Annotated in this window: 12 protein-coding genes; 6 read left to right on the top strand and 6 right to left on the bottom strand. The window is 58.7% G+C overall.

What is annotated here, in order from left to right; translation table 11 throughout:
* Both AB4O16_RS30545 and AB4O16_RS30540 read left to right on the top strand, forming a co-directional pair.
* On the top strand, positions 1–700 hold a 700-nt coding region (locus AB4O16_RS30545; RefSeq protein WP_460156647.1), incomplete at its 5' end, for a glycosyltransferase.
* Positions 701–993: 293 nt separating this feature from the next.
* On the top strand, positions 994–3,654 hold the full coding sequence (locus AB4O16_RS30540) for an RHS repeat-associated core domain-containing protein (protein ID WP_256678242.1): 2,661 nt from the start codon (positions 994–996) through the stop codon (positions 3,652–3,654).
* A gap of 193 nt (positions 3,655–3,847) precedes the next feature.
* Here the strand turns inward: AB4O16_RS30540 and glgB are convergent, their stop codons facing one another.
* From glgB to AB4O16_RS30525, 3 genes are all read right to left on the bottom strand, one after another.
* Complete coding sequence (glgB, locus tag AB4O16_RS30535; RefSeq protein ID WP_460156646.1) at positions 3,848–6,076, bottom strand: 1,4-alpha-glucan branching protein GlgB; 2,229 nt, start codon at positions 6,074–6,076, stop codon at positions 3,848–3,850.
* A 2-nt stretch (positions 6,077–6,078) separates the two neighbouring features.
* Positions 6,079–9,420: a maltose alpha-D-glucosyltransferase gene (treS, locus tag AB4O16_RS30530; protein WP_460156645.1), complete on the bottom strand. Its 3,342-nt coding sequence runs from the start codon at positions 9,418–9,420 to the stop codon at positions 6,079–6,081.
* Between the two features lie 199 nt (positions 9,421–9,619).
* Positions 9,620–11,617 carry an alpha-1,4-glucan--maltose-1-phosphate maltosyltransferase gene (locus tag AB4O16_RS30525; protein ID WP_160386507.1) on the bottom strand — a complete coding sequence of 666 codons (1,998 nt, stop codon included), beginning with the start codon at positions 11,615–11,617 and terminating at the stop codon, positions 9,620–9,622.
* 203 nt (positions 11,618–11,820) lie between these two features.
* Between AB4O16_RS30525 and AB4O16_RS30520 the strand changes: the two genes are divergently transcribed.
* On the top strand, positions 11,821–11,988 hold the full coding sequence (locus AB4O16_RS30520; RefSeq protein ID WP_178120571.1) for a hypothetical protein: 168 nt from the start codon (positions 11,821–11,823) through the stop codon (positions 11,986–11,988).
* A gap of 482 nt (positions 11,989–12,470) precedes the next feature.
* Here AB4O16_RS30520 and AB4O16_RS30515 read toward each other — a convergent pair whose 3' ends face one another.
* A complete protein-coding gene (locus AB4O16_RS30515; RefSeq protein WP_160386509.1) occupies positions 12,471–12,971 on the bottom strand; it encodes an MgtC/SapB family protein in 501 nt (166 codons plus the stop codon).
* Between the two features lie 136 nt (positions 12,972–13,107).
* Here AB4O16_RS30515 and AB4O16_RS30510 point away from each other — a divergent pair, with 136 nt between their 5' ends.
* The 3 genes from AB4O16_RS30510 to mapR all read left to right on the top strand — a co-directional run bounded on the left by AB4O16_RS30510 (position 13,108) and on the right by mapR (position 16,465).
* Positions 13,108–13,341 carry a DUF3203 family protein gene (locus AB4O16_RS30510; RefSeq protein WP_160386510.1) on the top strand — a complete coding sequence of 78 codons (234 nt, stop codon included), beginning with the start codon at positions 13,108–13,110 and terminating at the stop codon, positions 13,339–13,341.
* Positions 13,342–13,536: 195 nt separating this feature from the next.
* A complete protein-coding gene (gene ccoG, locus AB4O16_RS30505) occupies positions 13,537–14,949 on the top strand; it encodes a cytochrome c oxidase accessory protein CcoG (protein WP_460156644.1) in 1,413 nt (470 codons plus the stop codon).
* 100 nt (positions 14,950–15,049) lie between these two features.
* Positions 15,050–16,465, top strand: coding sequence for a GntR family transcriptional regulator MpaR (mapR, locus tag AB4O16_RS30500; protein WP_460156643.1), 1,416 nt, complete (start codon positions 15,050–15,052; stop codon positions 16,463–16,465).
* Positions 16,466–16,505: 40 nt separating this feature from the next.
* On the opposite strand, the gene AB4O16_RS30495 is transcribed toward mapR, so the two are convergent.
* Positions 16,506–17,783, bottom strand: coding sequence for an RHS repeat domain-containing protein (locus tag AB4O16_RS30495; protein ID WP_460156642.1), 1,278 nt, complete (start codon positions 17,781–17,783; stop codon positions 16,506–16,508).
* Between the two features lie 30 nt (positions 17,784–17,813).
* Positions 17,814–19,208, bottom strand: a complete 1,395-nt coding sequence (locus tag AB4O16_RS30490; protein ID WP_460156641.1) for an RHS repeat domain-containing protein — start codon at positions 19,206–19,208, stop codon at positions 17,814–17,816.
* Positions 19,209–19,274 lie beyond the last annotated feature (66 nt).

The following is a 19,274-nucleotide window of genomic DNA, read 5'->3' as shown; positions in this document are numbered from 1 at the left end:
ACCGATACCGAAGGATTTTTCCAGAAACATCAATAAGTTCTCCCACATCAACGCAGACTACACACCGACACTCTGGATAAGTAAGAAAACATGGTCAGAAAAACATCGAGCAGCTTTAGAAAACCTCGCAAGCCGAGTAATAGTTAAAAATATAGACGAAGCGTTCGAATCTGCAGATATAAGGCTAACCTCAGCCTTCGAGCGCGAACGCTCCGGATCACTACACAACTATGCTGCCGCCAGTGATATTGCACGTGTTGTTATTCTTTATCAGCAAGGCGGCGTGTATATGGATACCGATGTAATTTCGAAGTTTGGCATGCCTTTACAGCAACTCACAGCACACCAAGGAATCATGAGGACATCAAGAGGCAATGGAATTATTGCGGCAGATAAAGGCAATAAACATTTAAATAGCGCCATGAAAAAAATGATTTCTGCTTATGAAAAAAACAACGATGACATGTGGAAAAACAAACGAACATACATCAGCCCAATGGACCGCGGGCTTGGCGATTCTGCTCCAAAAACTTCATTTCGACTTCGCAGTACAATGCAAGCCACGGGGCCAGACATGTGGGCAGAGGTGTTGCGCAATGTAATTGGCCATGAACTGCCTCCCGTCTACTTCGAACCCATTAATGCCAGTGCAGTTTCTTACACTAAAAAACCGTCGGACTTACGCCGCGATTCAATTTAGAATTAAAAACATCACCAGAAAGCAAAACAGCGGAGCGTGGCTGAGTCGATTAAATCAGCAGAACACGCTCCCGATCTTGGTTCCCGAACTTAATTTTAAGTCTCCGGCTTTAACATCAACACCGCCAACGGCGGCAAATTCAGCACCAACGACAACGCCTGCCCATGGTTTTCCGTCTCCTCGGCCGGCATAAATCGACGGATATGCTGGTGAAACTGGTATTTCTTACAGTATCCACAGCATTGACGGTAATGCATTGTGATGACAAGTCACCCTGATCGAGGCCGTCACGGATGTCTTTGAATAATGTGCATCGCGACACGCCATCCCTTGCGGTTGCAGACCCGCGCGGGCTGGCGGTCCGGGCCATTCAGTACCATCGGCGGCAGGCAGCCGATCCTGTTGAACTGCGGGTGACGCATCAACGCTTCGATGGCGCTGGCCGGCCGGTGGCCAGTCGTGATCCGTATCTGTTTGCGTTGGCCCAGGACGATGCATCGGTGCCGGCCAACCTTAGCCAGGTGTTCAGTTTGTCTGGCGTGCCGTTGGCGAGTGACAGCGTGGATGCGGGTTGGCGGGCGGCGTTGCAGGGTGCGGCCGGGCAGCGCATCGAGGTGTGGGATGGCCGAGGCAGTCACTCGCTGACTGAGTTCGATGAACTGCTGCGGCCGGTGGCCGTGCATGAACGTGGGGAAGACGTCGCCGAGCATGTGCTTGAGCGTTTTAGCTATGCGGGAGTCGATGGCGATGCTGTTTCGCACAATCTGTGCGGTCAGTTGATCCGCCACGACGACCCGGCCGGGACGCTGCACCTGCGTGAACTCGGCATCGCTGGCGCGCTGCTGCAACAGACCCGGTATTTTTTACTGGGAACCGATCCGGCCAACTGGCCCGACAGCGTGACCGCACGCGATGCCTTGCTCGAACCCGGCGAGGGGGCGACCACCTCCCATGCCTATGCGCCCACTACAGAACTGCTCCAGCAACTCGATGCGCTGGGCAACTCCCAGCGATTCACCTACACCGTTGCTGGCGAGCAGAAGGACTCCCGCCTGACTCTGGCCGGTGATGAACCGCGAGAACAAAAGCTAGTCAGCGATCTCTACTACAACGCCTCCGGCCAGATCGAGTCGGAAACCGCCGGCAACGGCGTGATCACCCGCCACCGCTACGATCCTGCGGATGGCCGCCTCATCGCGTTGAGTGCCCACAAAGCCAACGGCACGCCATTGCAGAACCTGAAATACAGCTACGACGCCGCCGGCAACGTACAAAGCCTCGAAGACACCGCGCAACCGATCCGCTACTTCAACAACCAGCGCATCGAACCGATCAAGAACTATTGCTACGACACCCTCTATCAATTGATCAAAGCCACGGGTTGGGAGGCCAGGACCGGTCACGGCGGTCCCGCCCTGCCCGACCTGCAACCCTTGCCTCTCGACCCTAACCAGGTTGCCCAGTACACCCAGACCTTCCACTACGACGCTGGCGGCAATCTGCTGGACCTGGTGCATGTCGGCGCTCAGGCCCATGGCCGAACCTTGACCCGCGCCCGATACAGCAACCGCTGCCTGCCCGAACGCAACGGCCGCCCACCCACCGAAGCCGAACTGGCTGCCGGTTTCGATGGCAATGGCAACCTGAGCGAGTTGCAAGCCGGCCAGGCGATGGACTGGGATCTACGCAATCAGCTGTCCACTGTTCGCCCGGTGGTGCGCGAGGGTGGCAATGATGACTACGAGACCTACCTCTACGACGGCGGCGGCCAACGGGTACGCAAACTACGCGCCACCCAAACCAATGCCCGCAAGCTGATCAGCGAAGTGCGCTACCTGCCCGGTGTGGAAATCCGTAGTCACAGCGGCACAGGTGAAATTCTGCACGTAATCACCGCCAGCGCAGGCAGCAATAGCGTGCAGGTATTGCATTGGGCTGCCAAACCTCCCGGAGACATCACCAACGACCAGGTGCGCTACAGCCTCAATGACCACTTGAAATCCAGCGCCATGGAATTGGACCAGAACGCCGACCTGATCAGCCAGGAATGGTATTACCCGTTCGGCGGTACAGCGTGTTTCGCGGCCCGCTCGGCCACCGAGGCCAAGTACAAGACGGTGCGTTATTCGGGCAAGGAGCGGGATGCGACGGGGCTTTATTATTATGGATTCCGCTATTACGCGCCGTGGTTGCAGCGCTGGATTAATCCGGATCCGGCAGGGTCTGTGGACGGACATAATCTTTTTTCGATGGTCAGAAATAATACCGTCACATATTTCGACGCAAGCGGAAATATTCGAGAAAATTTCAACTTCAATGAGTATCTGAGTTCCTTTCAAGCCATCATGCATTACTCACCGAATGGGATATTTTATATTGATGAAGGCGAGCAAGAGGAGGAAAGGGGAAATCAATACTTTTTGGAGTTACTCTCACTCGAAAGCATTGACACTGAAAGCTCCCAGCATAGTTTTCAACAACGACTGCGTGCATTCATCAGCTTAATAGCTCACCCACAGAGAATTGATCAAGCTCCTGAAGTACCGCAAGAGCAAATTGATTCATACGGTATTTTTTATAATTATATGGTGGCCGCCAGTACATTTGAGGATATACCAAGGATCTTCAATTCTCCTTTTGGGTTGAGAGAAGCTCCCCCATCATATTGGCACGCTCTCGATGAGAACGCAGGTCCCCCCGGTATACCTTCTGCGCCCCCGCCTGCTTACGCGATGGTCGCGGCAAATCTGCCCACGTATTCAACAATCGACCCCATTGCAGTGACCGCAGCAGATGACCGGGAAGCGGTCGAGGACCACCTCAGTAGGTCAGTCTTAACTTACGTCTACATACCCATCCCCACTTACCAACAAGCAACTGCATTCACTGCTACCGAACCCCGAGACGGACAAGCTAGTCTGATTAGACGCCGTGAAAGGCGTTCAACCGTATAGCCCCGCACATCAGCCCGGATTGATAGAGCCTGGTTGAGCCACAGCTTCATAAAGCTCTCCCTGGCAAAGGCGGCGCACGTAACTTGTTCGCAATAAAACAATAGTTCAAACATGGTCCAAAGCAACGAAATCGCTTACCCCGATCAGCAAGGCAGATCGAGGAAGCGAAATCTGAATGGGCGCTGGCTCAGATTCACTCCGGCCTTAACATCAACACCGCCAACGGCGGCAAATTCAACACCAACGACAACGCCTGTCCATGACTCGGCGTCTCCTCGGCCAGCGCCCCGCCGCTATTGCCGTAATTGGAACCGGCATAAATCGAAGAATCACTGTTAAGCACCTCGCTCCATTGCCCGGCAAACGGCACCCCAACCCGATAGGCCTCACGCGGCACCGGCGTAAAGTTGGCCACCACCAACACCGGTTTACCGTCCTTGCTCCAACGCAACCACGCATAAACGCTGTTGATCGCATCATCGCCGATCAACCATTGGAAGCCTTGCGGTACATCATCCTGGTCATGCAGCGCAGGTTCTTCGCGGTACAGGCGATTGAGGTCGCCGACCAGTTTCTGCACGCCCTTGTGCTCGGAGTACTGCAGCAGGTACCAGTCCAGTTGCTGATCGTGGTTCCACTCGCGCCACTGGCCGAACTCGCAGCCCATGAACAGCAGTTTCTTGCCCGGATGCGCCCACATGAAGCTCAGGTAGGCCCGCAGGTTGGCGAATTTCTGCCAGCGGTCGCCGGGCATTTTGTCGATCAGCGAGTGTTTGCCGTGTACCACTTCGTCGTGGGAGATCGGCAGGATGAAGCGCTCGGACCAGGCGTACACCAGGCCGAAACTCAGTTCGTTGTGGTGATGGGCGCGGTACACCGGGTCCTGCTGGATGTAGTGCAGCGAATCGTGCATCCAGCCCATGTTCCATTTGTAGGCAAAGCCCAGGCCGCCCTGTTGCGTGCCCTGGCTGACACCCGGCCAGGCGGTGGATTCTTCGGCGATCACCAGCGCACCGGGCGCTTCCAGGGCGACCACGTCGTTGAGGTGGCGCAGGAAATCGATGGCTTCCAGGTTCTCGCGCCCGCCGTGGCGGTTCGGTATCCATTCGCCGGCCTTGCGCGAATAGTCGCGATACAGCATCGAGGCCACCGCATCGACGCGCAGGCCGTCGACGTGGAAATGCTTGAGCCAGTGCAGTGCCGACGCCAGCATGTAGCCGTGCACTTCGGTGCGCCCCAGGTTGTAGATCAGCGTGTCCCAGTCCTGGTGGAAGCCTTCCTGCGGGTTGCCATACTCGTACAGGGCCGTGCCGTCGAATTGAGCCAGACCGTGGGTGTCGGTGGGGAAATGCGCCGGCACCCAATCGAGGATCACCCCGAGTTCGGCCTGGTGGCAGGCGTTGACGAACGCGGCAAACTCGTCCGGCGAGCCATACCGTGCACTCGGCGCGAACTGCGACAGCAATTGATAGCCCCACGATCCGCCGAACGGGTGTTCCATGATCGGCATCAGTTCGATGTGGGTGAAGCCCAGGTCTTTGACATAGGGAATCAGCCGCTCGGTCAGTTCCGGCCAGGTGTACTGGCGGGCCACTTCACCCAGATCGTCCAGCTCGCATTGCCACGAGCCGGCGTGCAATTCGTAGATCGACAACGGCGCCGTGACCCGCTGGCGCTCGCCCCGGGTCATCATCCAGTCCTGATCCTGCCAGTCGATTTTCAGGGGCGAGGCGACTTTCGAGGCCGTATCCGGCGGCAGGCTGGTGGCCAGCGCCATCGGGTCGGCCTTCAGCGGCAAAATGCCGTGGGCGCCGAGAATCTCGTACTTGTAGGCGTCCCCCGCTTGCAGACGCGGGATGAACAGCTCCCAGACACCGGTGGGATGGCGCAGGCGCATCGGATGCCGGCGCCCGTCCCAGACGTTGAAATCCCCGACCACCGACACCCGCCGGGCGTTCGGCGCCCACACGGCGAAACGCACGCCGTCGACGCCGTCCACGGTCTGGAGTTGCGCACCGAGGCATGCACTGAGATCGCGGTGATTACCTTCGGCAAACAGGTACAAGTCCATGTCACCTAGCAAGGGGCCGAAGCTGTAAGGGTCTTCGGCAGTCTGTTCGCCGCCGGCCCACCGGGTGCGCAGCAGATACGCTTGCGCACGCTGGAAATGCCCGACGAACAACCCCGGTGTCTCTGTGGCTTGAAGACTCCCAAGCATTTCGCCCGAGTCCCTGGCCAGGATTTCTACGCTCAGGGCGCCCGGCAGATAAGCGCGAATGAACTGCCCACCGGCACCATCGCCGTGAGGGCCAAGTATGGCGAAGGGATCGATGTGCTCGGCGCGCACCAATGCATCGATATCCCGCGCGCCGGGCAGCAGCGCTTCTTTGTGATGACCCTGTTCCTTGTTCGAGACACTCATGACTACTCTCCACCAAGACCGGAAAAGGGTTTAAGCCCACTCAATAATCCATATAAGCCGTGCAACGGCACGGGCAACCAGGTGGGGCGGTTTTCCGCCTCATAGGCCACTTCATACGCCGCCTTCTCCAGACCGAACAACGCAAGTGCAGCGTCCTCGCCTTCGGGATCTTGCCATGCATGGGCAAGACTAGCTGCCGCCAGCCGATAAGCGTCGACAAATGCTTGCCGCGCCTCGCTCAAGTAGCGCTCGGTCACCCGCAAGCGCGCAGCATCGGCCGCTGCGGTGTTGTCGACGTTCTGTACATTGATCGCCATCGCCGCCGCATAGTCGAAGGAACGCAGCACACCGCTGACATCCTTGTACGGGCTGTGCTTGCCTCGTCGTTCATGCAATGGCCGCGCCGGTTCGCCTTCGAAGTCGATCAGGTAGGCATCGCCCTTGATCACCAGCACCTGCCCCAGGTGCAGGTCGCCGTGCACACGAATGCGCAGGCCGCCTGCGGTCTTTTTGCCCAACGCTTGCACATGACCGAGAATGACTTTTTTGTTGTCCAGTAACCGGCCGACCAGGGTCTGGTCCGCCGGGTTCAGTTGATTTTTATGCTGCTTGAGCAAGTTCAGCGCATGCTCGATTTGTGCCGCCACATCCCTGGCCGTGGCCTGCGCTTCTTTCTGCGTGGTGACTTGCGGCAGGAAGTCCGGGTTGGCGCTCGGCGCCGCCAGTACCTGATGCATTTCCCCCAGGCGCCGACCCAGCATAGCGGCAAAATCTTTCAGTTCGCCGAGCGCGTTGTAATGTTGTTCCTGCTCGGACATGGCGTCGGCCAGTTCATCGCGCAGCGCCCGTTCGAGGTTGTTCTGCGTCCACTCCCAGGCGTCGCCCTGATTGTTCAGATAGCCTTGGGCGATCATCAGCAGGTTGTCCTCGCCCTGCGCATCCCGGCGCACAACCGCGCCCAGCAAGGGCGAAATATTGCTGAACCCGGCTTCGGTGAGGTACGCGCTCATCTCAAGTTCCGGGTGCACACCTGAGGCAACCTTGCGGATCAGCTTGAGCACCAGGCTGTTGCCGATCACCACCGAGCTGTTGGACTGCTCGGCCGACAGGTAACGCACTGGCGACTCGGCATTGAGGCCGAGTTTTTCCAGCTCGGCGGTGGCCTCGAAGCGAATGTCGCCGTCGCTGGAGGCCAACACGGTTCCGGCCTGAATGCCCTGCAACACCGCATGCACAAAGGTGTCCAGGCTGAAGGCATCGGTGATCAGGCCGACCTGGCGGCCGCGCCTGACCCGCGACAGCGCCAATTGCTGCGGCAACGGCGTACCGACCTGATCTTCCGGGATAAAGCCGAACGGCAACTGGTAGCGACTGCTCTGGCCACCGCTGGTGACCTTGATCTCACTGAACAGCACCGGATGCTGCGGATCGCCGAAACGCACGCCATAGGCCAGATCGACCTGTTCGATGGCGGCGTCCTTGCCCGCGAACCAGCGGCGGTTCTGCAGCCAGTTGGGTAGGATGCTTTGCTCCAGCGTGGTGCGTGACGGTGCCTCGAGCAATTCCTCCATGCGCTTTTTCAGCACCAGCGTGGTGAAGTCCGGCAGGCTTTGCGCGGGCTCCACGTGCCAGCTCGGCATCTGGTTTTCCGCCGCGAGGCCGAACCAGTAGAAGCCGTAGGGTGCCAGCGTCAGGAGGAAGTTCAACTGGCCAATGGGCGGGAACGCGTTACCCCCGAGCATTTCCACCGGCACCATGCCGACGTACGCCGACAGATCCAGCTCGGCAGCCTGGGCGCTGCGCGACACGTTGGCCACGCACAGAATGATTTCGTGTTTGCCGTCCACCCCGGTGTATTCGCGGGTGTAGGCCAGAATCCGCCGGTTGCTCGGCGACAGCATTTTCAACGTACCGCGGCCGAAGGCCTTGGAGTGCTTGCGCACGGCAAGCATGCGCCGGGTCCAGTTCAACAGCGAATGCGGATCGCCGGCCTGGGTTTCGACGTTGACCGACAGGTAGCCATATTGCGGGTCCATGATCGGTGGCAAGACCAGGCTCGCAGGGTCGGCGCGGGAGAAGCCGCCGTTGCGGTCAATGGACCACTGCATCGGCGTGCGCACCCCGTCGCGGTCGCCGAGGTAGATGTTGTCGCCCATGCCGATTTCGTCGCCGTAATACAGGGTTGGCGTGCCGGGCATCGACAGCAGCAGGCTGTTGAGCAGTTCGACCCGACGACGGTCACGCTCCACCAGCGGCGCCAGACGACGGCGAATCCCCAGGTTGATCCGCGCCCGGCGGTCGGCGGCGTAGTAATTCCACAGGTAGTCACGTTCCTTGTCGGTGACCATCTCCAGGGTCAGCTCATCGTGGTTGCGCAGGAAGATTGCCCATTGGCAGTTGGCGGGGATATCCGGGGTCTGGCGCAAAATGTCGGTGATCGGGAAGCGGTCTTCCTGGGCCAGTGCCATGTACATGCGCGGCATCAACGGGAAGTGGAAGGCCATGTGGCATTCGTCGCCATTGAGGCCCTTTTTATCGGTGTCACCGAAGTACAGCTGGGTGTCCTCCGGCCATTGATTGGCTTCGGCCAGCAGCATGCGGTCTGGGTAATTGGCGTCGATTTCGGCGCGGATCTTTTTCAGGACGTCGTGGGTTTCCGGCAGGTTCTCGTTGTTGGTGCCGTCGCGCTCGATCAGGTAGGGAATGGCGTCCAGGCGCAAGCCATCGATGCCCATGTCGAGCCAGTAGCGCATCACCGACAACACCGCTTTCATCACTTGCGGATTATCGAAGTTCAGGTCCGGCTGGTGGGAGTAGAAGCGGTGCCAGAAGTATTGGCCGGCTACCGGGTCCCAGGTCCAGTTGGACTTTTCGGTGTCGAGGAAAATGATGCGCGTGCCGTCGTATTTCTGATCGTCATCGGACCATACGTAGAAGTCCCTCGCTGCCGAACCTTTTTTCGCCTTGCGGGCGCGCTGGAACCACGGGTGCTGGTCGGAGGTGTGGTTGATGACCAGCTCGGTGATCACCCGCAAGCCGCGTTTGTGCGCCTCGGCGATGAAACGCCGGGCGTCGGCCATGGTGCCGTAGTCGCTGTGTACGCCGCGGTACTCGGCGATGTCATAGCCGTCGTCGCGTCGTGGCGATGGATAGAACGGCAACAACCAGATGGTGTTGACGCCAAGGTCGGCAATGTAGTCGAGCTTGGCGATGAGGCCGGGAAAGTCGCCGATCCCGTCGTTGTTGGAATCGAAATAGGATTTGACGTGGACTTGATAGATCACCGCATCCTTGTACCAGAGCGGGTCCTTGATGAACGTGGCTGCCTTGGGTTTCTTCGCCATTGGAAACTCCTGTTCAATTCAAAAAAACCACCACAGAGCCAGGAAACTTTAGATGGGACGCCTACCGCCTGTAGGAGCCGGCTTGCTGGCGATAGCGGTGTGACAGGCGCCATCCATGTAAATTGATGCGCAGCCATCGCCAGCAAGCCGGCTCCTACAGGTCTACGTTGCCCTCTCGCCACGGGTGTCTGTGATGTATTTATGGGGCGCTGATGCGCCAGATCCCGAACGGCTGATACGCCGGGTCGATCCGCATGAATTGCTGCTTGCCATGCCAGGTCCAGCGATGGCCATTCATCAAGTCTTCGCCCTGGGTGCTGGCATGGTCCGGCAAGCCCATTTCCCATAACGGCAACTCGAAGTTCGCTTCCTGCACGTTGTGCGGATCGAGACTGACCGCCACCAGAATAAAGTTGCTGCCGTCAAAGCTGCGTTTACCGAAGTACAGGATGTTGTCGTTCCAGGCGTTGTAGACCTTCAGGCCCAGATGGCTGTGCAACGCCGGGTTCTGTCGGCGGATGCGGTTGAGCTGGGCGATCTCGGCGATGATGTTGCCCGGCGCATTGAAGTCCCGCGGGCGGATCTCGTACTTCTCGGAATCGAGGTACTCCTCCTTGCCCGGCACCGGCGCCGACTCGCACAACTCGAAACCCGAGTACATGCCCCACAGGCCCGAGCCCATGGTCGCCAGCACGGCGCGGATGAGGAACCCGGGACGCCCGGATTCATGCAGGAACGCCGGGTTGATGTCCGGTGTGTTGACGAAAAAGTTCGGCCGGTAGCATTCGCGCCACGGCGATTCGTTGAGTTCGCTGAAGTAGGTCGCCAGTTCGGCCTTGGTGTTGCGCCAGGTGAAATAGGTGTAGCTCTGGGAATAACCGACCTTGCCCAGGCGCGCCATCATGGCCGGGGTGGTAAAGGCTTCGGCGAGGAAGATCACCTCGGGGTACAACGCCCGCACATCGGCGATCAGCCATTGCCAGAACGGCAACGGCTTGGTGTGCGGGTTATCGACGCGAAAGATCTTCACGCCCTCTTCGACCCAGCCCACCACAATGTCACGCAGTTCCACCCACAGGCTCGGAATCGCCTCGGGGGCATAGAAGTCGACGTTGACGATGTCCTGGTATTTTTTCGGCGGGTTCTCCGCGTACTTGATCGTGCCGTCGGGCCGCCAGTTGAACCAGCCGGGATGTTGCTTGAGCCACGGGTGGTCCTGGGAACACTGGATGGCGAAGTCGAGGGCGATTTCCAGGCCGTGAGCGGCAGCAGCCGTCACCAGCCGGCGGAAGTCGTCGCGGCTACCCAACTGCGAGTGAATCGCCTCATGCCCGCCCTCCTCGCTACCGATCGCATAGGGGCTGCCCGGATCGTCGGGGCCCGCCGTCAGGGAGTTGTTCGGGCCTTTGCGGTAGCTGCGCCCGATCGGGTGGATCGGCGGGAAATACAGCACATCGAAGCCCATGTCCTGGATCATCGCCAACCGCGAATGCACGTCGTTGAAGGTGCCATGACGCGTCGGACTGTCGGTGATCGAACGCGGGAACAATTCATACCAACTGGCGAACTGCGCCAGCTCGCGCTCGACATCCACCGGGTACTCCGGGCTCAGGCTCAGGTACGCCCGATGATCGATGCGGGCCATGAGGTCGGCGCTACGCGGGTGCAAAAACAGTGCGACTTGCTCGGTTTCGAGCAATCCTGACAGTTCATGGTGCAAAGCCGCCAGTTGCTCGCTGAGTTGCCCTTCACTGCGCTCGGCGGCTTGTTGCACCTGAATCCGCCCTTCCTGCAATTCGAGGCTGACGGGCACCGCTGCGGCATGTTTCTTTTCCAGTTCGTAGCGAAAACTGGCGAATTGATCGATCCAGGCTTCGATGCAGAACAGATAACGGCCCTGGCTGTCGACACGGAACCGTCCTTGCCAACCGTTGTTACCCACATCAAGCATGACAGCGCTTTGCCAGACGTCCTCGTCTTCAGCCCGCCAGCGCACGCGCACCGCCAGCTTGTCATGCCCGTCGGCAAACACCTTGGCCGTCACCGCCACATCCTGCCCCACCACGGCCTTGACCGCGAACTGCCCGCCTTCCAGGGTCGGCATGATGTTCTCAATGACGATACGCGGCAGCAACAACGCCTGCGCCAGCGGCATGTGCGGGTTGTAGCTCAACTCAGTCGGTTTTTCAGCCGTCATCGAGCCTCTCTCCTTACGCCCCATGGACGCGCTTGTGTCTGGTCGCCATCCCGTCGGGGCATCCGCCCCGGGATGGAGTCACTTAGGTTCCGAGCGATGGCTGCCGGGAAAAGTTCATCGGCAATTTACGGAATCAAATCCTTCGCGCTGCAGTCCACCTACTTAAGCACGACTCACGCCATGTGCCACCGGAGGCTTGACCAATGAACAATCCATTCCCGGCTGAAACCCCCGATCCGAACATCGATAACCCGGTGATCCCGCCGACGGAGCCACAACCGGTGCCCGAACAGGACCCGCCCGGCACCACGCCGCCGCCAAGGGAAGAACCGCCAGCGACGATGCCGCCGGTGATTGTGAACCCGCAATGAAGACAGTTGATCGTTCCTGGCTCGACACCAGGGGCGATCATCAAAAATGCATGACACTTCCCAAGATCGCGTAGTACCGATCCTAAAGCGCCAATTCTGCCCGTCCACCACTTTACGAAACTTGTTCCCCTCCCCTTATATAGCCATCACTCCTTCAGCCTCGAGTGTGGTCAGCCATGAACACGTTTTTTTCCAGCGTCAGCGAATTCACAAACAGAACCAGCGCACGGCACCCCGCGCCCACCTGTGAACGACCAACCGACGGCTGGCCTTCCCTTGAAAATATTCAACTACGAATTTCTTTGCTTCGAATCTAAACGCAGCCCCTCTGAGTCTTCACCCAGAAGTTCAATCATCAGGGATCTGGAAAATCATCTGCTGCACGGTGAGATGGACTACAGCCAGCACGAACTCTCGGAATCAAAGAGCGACGAGCAGGATTCAGATTGTGAAGCGAGCAACGCAGACCGGGTGAATACCTCTTAGGGCCCGCGATCCTTGTCAATCAACCTCACGATACTGGGCATCACACTGAACACCCCCAGCGCCAACAAAGTGCTGAGCACCGCCGTCGCCTCCCGGCCCAGTCCGGCCGCGACGCCGATGGCGGCGGTCATCCACAGGCCGGCGGCGGTAGTCAGGCCCTTGACGTGGCCTTCGTCGCCCTCCTGGTTTTTCAGGATGGTGCCGGCGCCGAGGAAGCCGATCCCGGCGATCACGCCCTGCACCACCCGGCTCATGGCATCGGCCTGTGAGCCGGACATCTGCGGCACCAGCACGAACAGCGCCGCCCCCATCGCCACCAGCATATGCGTGCGCACGCCGGCGGCCTTGCCCTGGTGCTCACGTTCGAACCCGAGAATCCCGCCCAGCAGGGCGGCCATCAACAGTCGCACGGTCATTCGCGTCAGTTGCGAGGCATCGGTGATGTCGGCGAACTCGGCTTGCAGGGTCACCCAGACTTCGTGCCACCAGGCGTTCATGAGGTTGTCCTTGTGAGGGGCCTCCTTGTAAGGGGCCATGGAAGGTGGACCGCGCCGACCATTAATCGGTTGCACAGAACGATGACCGGCGGTTGTGGCCTGAAACTGTAGCCTCCACTGAAAAAAGGATTCCGCCATGACCGTGCGCATCGAGAATCAGACCTGCTTTTTCACCACTGACAATGGCGAATACATTCGTCTGTGTCCCGACGTGACCGTCGTCACCGACGGTGCCAAAGCCATGTCGGCGGTGGACATTGAAGACCACCGCATCTACATCACCGAAGCCGAGGCCGATGCCTTGACCGTCGCGGGCGCGGTGGATGGACGCCGGCACCTGAAAGCCAGCGACAGTGATTCGGTGATTTGACTGACCTGAATCAACATCCGCTGCGGCTGTTTGGGACCGGTGTTTGCACCCTGTTGTGGCGGGTGCTTCAACTTGTCGCAGAGGGTGCTGACTGCGTCATCTGATCCGCTTTTTAATGCAATACCTGAGTCTGTTATGCAAACAGATCGCCGCTCATAGTGCTCATGCCTGATGGAGGCTGATGAGCGATAGACCATGAGCGAGAGAATCCCCGTCCGAACCGTAGAAACCTTCGAGCCTTCGCGTCCAAAGACGAAAGCCGGAACCCGCGACAACCTGATCCACACCCGCAGCTTCACCGGGCTGTTCCGCAACCTGCGCATCAGCGGCGCGGGTTTTCTGTTTTTGCTGTTTTTCGGCACCGTGTGGCTGAACTGGGGCGGCCGCCAGGCGGTGCTCTGGGATCTGTCCGAAAGCAAATTCCATATCTTCGGCGCGACGTTCTGGCCACAGGACTTCATTCTGCTCTCGGCGCTGTTGATCATCGCCGCGTTCGGCCTGTTTGCGATCACCGTGTTCGCCGGACGGGTCTGGTGCGGTTACACCTGTCCGCAAAGCTCGTGGACCTGGATCTTCATGTGGTGCGAGAAGATCACCGAGGGCGAGCGTAACCAACGGATCAAGCTGCAAGCCGCGCCATGGGGCCTGAACAAACTGATGCGGCGCGCGGCCAAGCACACCTTGTGGCTGGCCATCAGCCTGCTGACCGGCCTGACCTTCGTCGGCTACTTCACCCCGATCCGGCCGCTGGCCGAAGAACTGCTGAGCTTGCAAATGAGCGGCGTCAGTCTGTTCTGGGTGCTGTTTTTTACCGGCGCCACCTACATCAACGCCGGCTGGCTGCGAGAAGCGGTGTGCATGCACATGTGCCCCTACGCGCGGTTCCAGAGCGTGATGTTCGACAAGGACACCCTGACCATTTCCTACGACGTGGCCCGGGGCGAAAACCGTGGCCCGCGCAAGCGCGAGGTCAAGCCCGCCGAGGTCGGTCTAGGCGATTGCATCGATTGCCAGCTCTGCGTCCAGGTCTGCCCGACCGGCATCGACATCCGCGATGGCTTGCAGATGGAATGCATCGGTTGCGCTGCGTGCATCGACGCCTGCGATTCGATCATGGACAAAATTGGCTACGCCCCGGGGTTGATCAGCTATACCTCCGAGCATCAGTTGCAGGGGGGCAAGACACACCTTCTGCGTCCGCGCCTGATCGGCTACACCGCCGTGCTATTGGTGATGATCGCCGCCCTGGTGGTGGCGCTGGTGGAGCGCCCCATGGTCTCGCTCGACGTCAGCAAGGACCGAGGCCTGTTCCGCGAGAACAGCCAGGGGCAGATCGAAAACATCTACAGTCTGAAAGTGATCAACAAGACCCAGCAGCGTCAGGACTATCGATTGAGCCTGGTCGATGCCGATGATTTCGAGCTGCAAGGCAAGACCGAGTTGAGCCTGGCGCCGGGGGAAATTGTCGATGTGCCGGTGTCGGTGGCGATGCTCACGGAGCGTCCGGCCAGCAGTTCGCAAAACATCAGTTTCAAGGTGATCGACAGCGATGAGCCTGGCGTCTTCAGCGTGGCGAAGAGCCGGTTTGTTGCGCCGATCAATCGCTGAGCCTTTAAGATGCTGACCTTTGCGGGATGCGGACTTGGCTTGGCAATGCAATCCACTGTGCCACAAAAGCTGATTGAATGATTTCCATGACGGGACACCGATGAAACGCTACGAAAAATTCGCCGACGACATCGCAGAACTGATCCGCTCCGGCGTCCTGGGTCCCGGCCAGCGTGTGCCGTCAGTCCGCTACGCCAGCCAGACCTACGGCGTCAGCCCGTCGACGGTGTTCCAGGCCTACTACCTGCTGGAGCGTCGCGGCCTGATCCGCGCCCGTCCGCGCTCCGGCTACTTCGTCAACGCCCATGCACCACGGCCGTTTTCCGAGCCGGTGATCAGTAGCCAGGTCAACGAGTCCACCGAGGTCGATGTCAGCGAACTGGTGTTTTCGGTACTCGACTCGATCAAGGACCCGAACACCGTGCCCTTCGGCTCAGCGTTCCCCAGCCCGACGCTGTTCCCGTTGCAACGCTTGTCCCGTTCCCTGGCCAGCGCCAGCCGCGAAATGGACCCGCGCATGGTCGTCACCGACATGTCGCCGGGCAACCCGCAACTGTGCCGGCAAATCGCCCTGCGCTACATGGTCGGCGGGCTGATGCTGCCCATGGAAGAACTGCTGATCACCAACGGCGCGCTGGAAGCCCTCAACCTGTGCCTGCAAGCAGTGACGGAGCCAGGCGACCTGGTGGCCATCGAAGCCCCGGCGTTCTACGCCTGCCTGCAAGTGCTCGAACGACTGAAACTCAAAGCCGTGGAAATCCCCGTACACCCACGAGACGGCATCGACCTCGGTGTGCTCGGGCAAACTCTGCAGCGCCATCCGATCAAGGCCTGCTGGTGCATGACCAGCTTCCAGAACCCCATGGGCGCGACCGTGCCCGAGGCCAGGAAACAACAGCTGGTGGAACTGCTGCGCCGCCACCAGGTGCCGCTGATCGAAGACGATGTCTACGCCGAACTGTATTACGGCCAGCAGGCACCGAAACCGGCCAAGGCCTTTGATACCGAAGGGTTGGTGATGCACTGCGGCTCGTTCGCCAAAAGCCTGGCTCCCGGTTACCGCATCGGCTGGGTCGCCGCCGGGCGTTATGCACAGAAAATCGAACGGCTGAAACTCATGACCTCGCTGTGTGCATCGATGCCGGCCCAGGCGGCCATCGCCGATTACCTGCAACACGGGGGTTATGATCGGCACCTGCGCAAATTGCGCCATGCACTGGAAGATCAGCAAAGCGCCATGCTCGCCGCCATTGCACGCTATTTCCCCGCCGAGACTCGCGTCAGCCAGCCGGCAGGTGGGTATTTTCTGTGGCTGGAATTACCGTCGCAGATGGATTCGTTGAAGTTGTTTCAGATGGCGTTGGCACAGGGGATCAGCATCGCGCCGGGGCCGATCTTTTCGCCGGCGCAGCGGTTCAGGAATTGTATTCGATTGAATTATGGGAGTCCGTGGGATGAGGCTGCGGAGAAGGCGATGGAGACGTTGGGGCGGATTGTGCGGTCGTTTAACTATTAGCAAAATACGTGTCTGCTCGGACAGCTCGAGTTTTCAATTATTAAACTCGTAACTGCGCATCTCTGCTTAGCGCAAGCGCGAAAGCCATTAGGGTATCCGCATTATGGAGAGCCAGTTGGCGCCTTAATATTGTACTTTTGTTAAATTTATCTACCGCATCCGCCTTACTCTTGGTGCCTGTCTTTGACACCAACGCATCATTATCTGCATAAAAACGGCTCACGGGTACAAATTGATCATGCATTATACTACTAGAAGTTGACTCCATAAAATCAAGGCTCGCTCCTGTAAAATACCAATAATCACGTGATTCAAAAACCGGGCTTAGGTGAGTCAGCTCATGCCCCAGTACAAATGCATTTTCCTCCGTCGTTTTCTCTTCAAGAGCCTCGATATCAAAATAAATTTTTCTTTTGATATCGGATAATATGACAAACGCACTTAATTCTGTGTCTGACATCGCAACTAGTCTTTCTTGATTGTTTTTGACATCCCCAATATCCAACAACATTTGGCGATACCCATTACGAAAATATTCGATATTTTCTGGGGTAGCCTGCCCAACGCCAAAAAAATTCTCAACGACTTTTATATCAATATGCCCGCTATCAAGTTCGACCATTGCGTAGGTCAACATCTTTTTAAGCTCTAAAAATGACGCCTCAAGAATTTCTGCAATTTCAGGCAAATGCATTTTTATGTTATCCAACCCTCGCTGCTCCACTCTGCCACGGTCTTGTTTCGATTCAATAAAAAAATCAAAAAAGCCCGGTAAATAGCCTTTTTTATCTACAAAAATTACCGGACCATTTCTTACAAACCGATAAAAATTCAACCCATCCACATCCCCCGCCGGATCCGGATTCAACCAGCGCTGCAACCATGGCGCGTAATACCGCGCCCCGTAATAATAAAGCCCCGTGGCATCGCGCTCCTTGCCGGAATAACGAATGGTCTTGTACCCGGTTTCCACCTCATGCCGCCCGGCCAGCCACGCCGTGCCACCGAAGGGGTAATACACTTCCTGGCTGATCACCTGCGCTTGGGCATCCACTTCAAAGGCACTCGAGCCCAGGTGATCGTCGAAGCAAAACCGCAATTGGTCATTGTCCAGTTCAGCCGGTGGCGGGCTGTCCCAATGCAACAGACGCACGGTGCAGCGGCCGGCCTGAATGCTGACTACTTGCAGCTGTTCCCCGGTGGCGCTGTTGCTGTGCAGTTCGAGGCCCGGCAGATAACGCACCTCGGCGGTGTGGACGATGGACTTTGCTGCGCTCCTGCGGATTTTGCGCAGGCGCGTGCCTTCGCTGTCGTACACATAGTGTTCCAGGTCGTCAGCGCCATCGGGTCAGTGGACCTGTGTGACCTGAGCCAACTGATTGCGCCCATTCCACTGCAAGCCTTGCCCTGGTTGCAGTTCCAGCAGATTACCCCTGGCGTCGAAGGACTCATCAATGACTGATTGCATTGAGTGGACCTTGACGCTGCGATTGCACAGCGGCGCCACGCGCATGCTCAAGGTATCGCCCACCGCGCCCTGATGAATGCGCCGCAACAGATTGCCCGCCTCGTCGTACTGGTAGGTTTCGCTGTAGTTGCACCAGCGGCTGCCATCCGGCGGGCCGAAGGCCTGCCACTCCGGCAAGGCGGGACCCAATGAGGGTTTGGCACTTTCCCAACCGGTCGCGCTGTTCAATTGGTACAGCGTGTCGTAGGTAAAGCGCCGCACGGGTTCGATGCGCTGATTGGCAAAATGCTGGATGGGCAACGCGGCGTCGGCGATTTCGGTGATGTTGCCGGCCGGGTCGTAACCGTAGCTCAACTTCTGCAAAAAGCTCTGATCCGGGCCTTGTGTGGCGAGCAGAATCAAATGTTCATTGGCTGGGTCATACGCGCAGGTCGTGCGCATGCCATTGCCGGCGAGCTCATGTTCAACCTGGCCTGAAGCGCTGTAGTGGATGACACTGACCAAGGCGCGGCTCTGCCCGGACCGTTGCAGCCCCACCGAATACAACTGACCAGCGCAATCATGCGCAAAATGCCGGGCATGGCCTTTGGCATCGGTTTGCGCCGTCACTTCGCCGGTAGGCGCGTAGCGCCACAAAGTCTGAGCGCCGACGCCCGGCTCCAGCAGCCTGTTGCGTTCTGCGTCCAACGCCGGCCAGTCAACCGGGTCGAAGCTGTTCAGGAAGTGACGACGCTCATGCAGGATCGTGGCCGACATGCCGTAGTCACTCAGCACGCGAGTACCTGCCGGGTCGTCCTGGCGGATCGGTTGACCACAACGATTATGCTTGGCGTGATCGTTCGAAGCACCGCCAAATGTCATCCGCTCGACGCAGCGCTCGGGTACGCCCTCAGCCTGCTCATGCACCGCAACAGGCCGCAGCAATGGGTCATGCTCGGTGCGACGATGCCAGCCACGTTGGTCCCATGCCTCAAGCGCCTGCCCCGCCGCACCCGGCAACCCGAGTTGCCAACCGGCATCGACGCTGTCGCTGCACAGCGCCTGCCCCGTCAGGTTATGGATCGTGGTCAAGTTCGCCGGCACCTGGACATCGTTCTGACGCAAGGCAAACAATCGCGGATCGCGCTGTTGAACCAGCCGACCGAGCGAATCAAATACCTGATGCGTGACTCGCGCCGAAACCGGTTCGATCGCCGCTTGCCGACAGTACGCCACCGCACGAACGGCTAAACCGCGTGGGTCGATGACACTGAGCGATGGCGTGTGCGCGTTCAAATCGAGGCGGCCTTTTAAAGACTACCGCGAATCTAGGCCCACCCAAGGATGGCGTCTACTGTCAGG

Source organism: Pseudomonas sp. S2_H10 (genome assembly GCF_054668285.1).
Note: the sequence above shows the minus strand (reverse complement) of the source record. Positions and strands in the feature narration are given on the sequence as shown.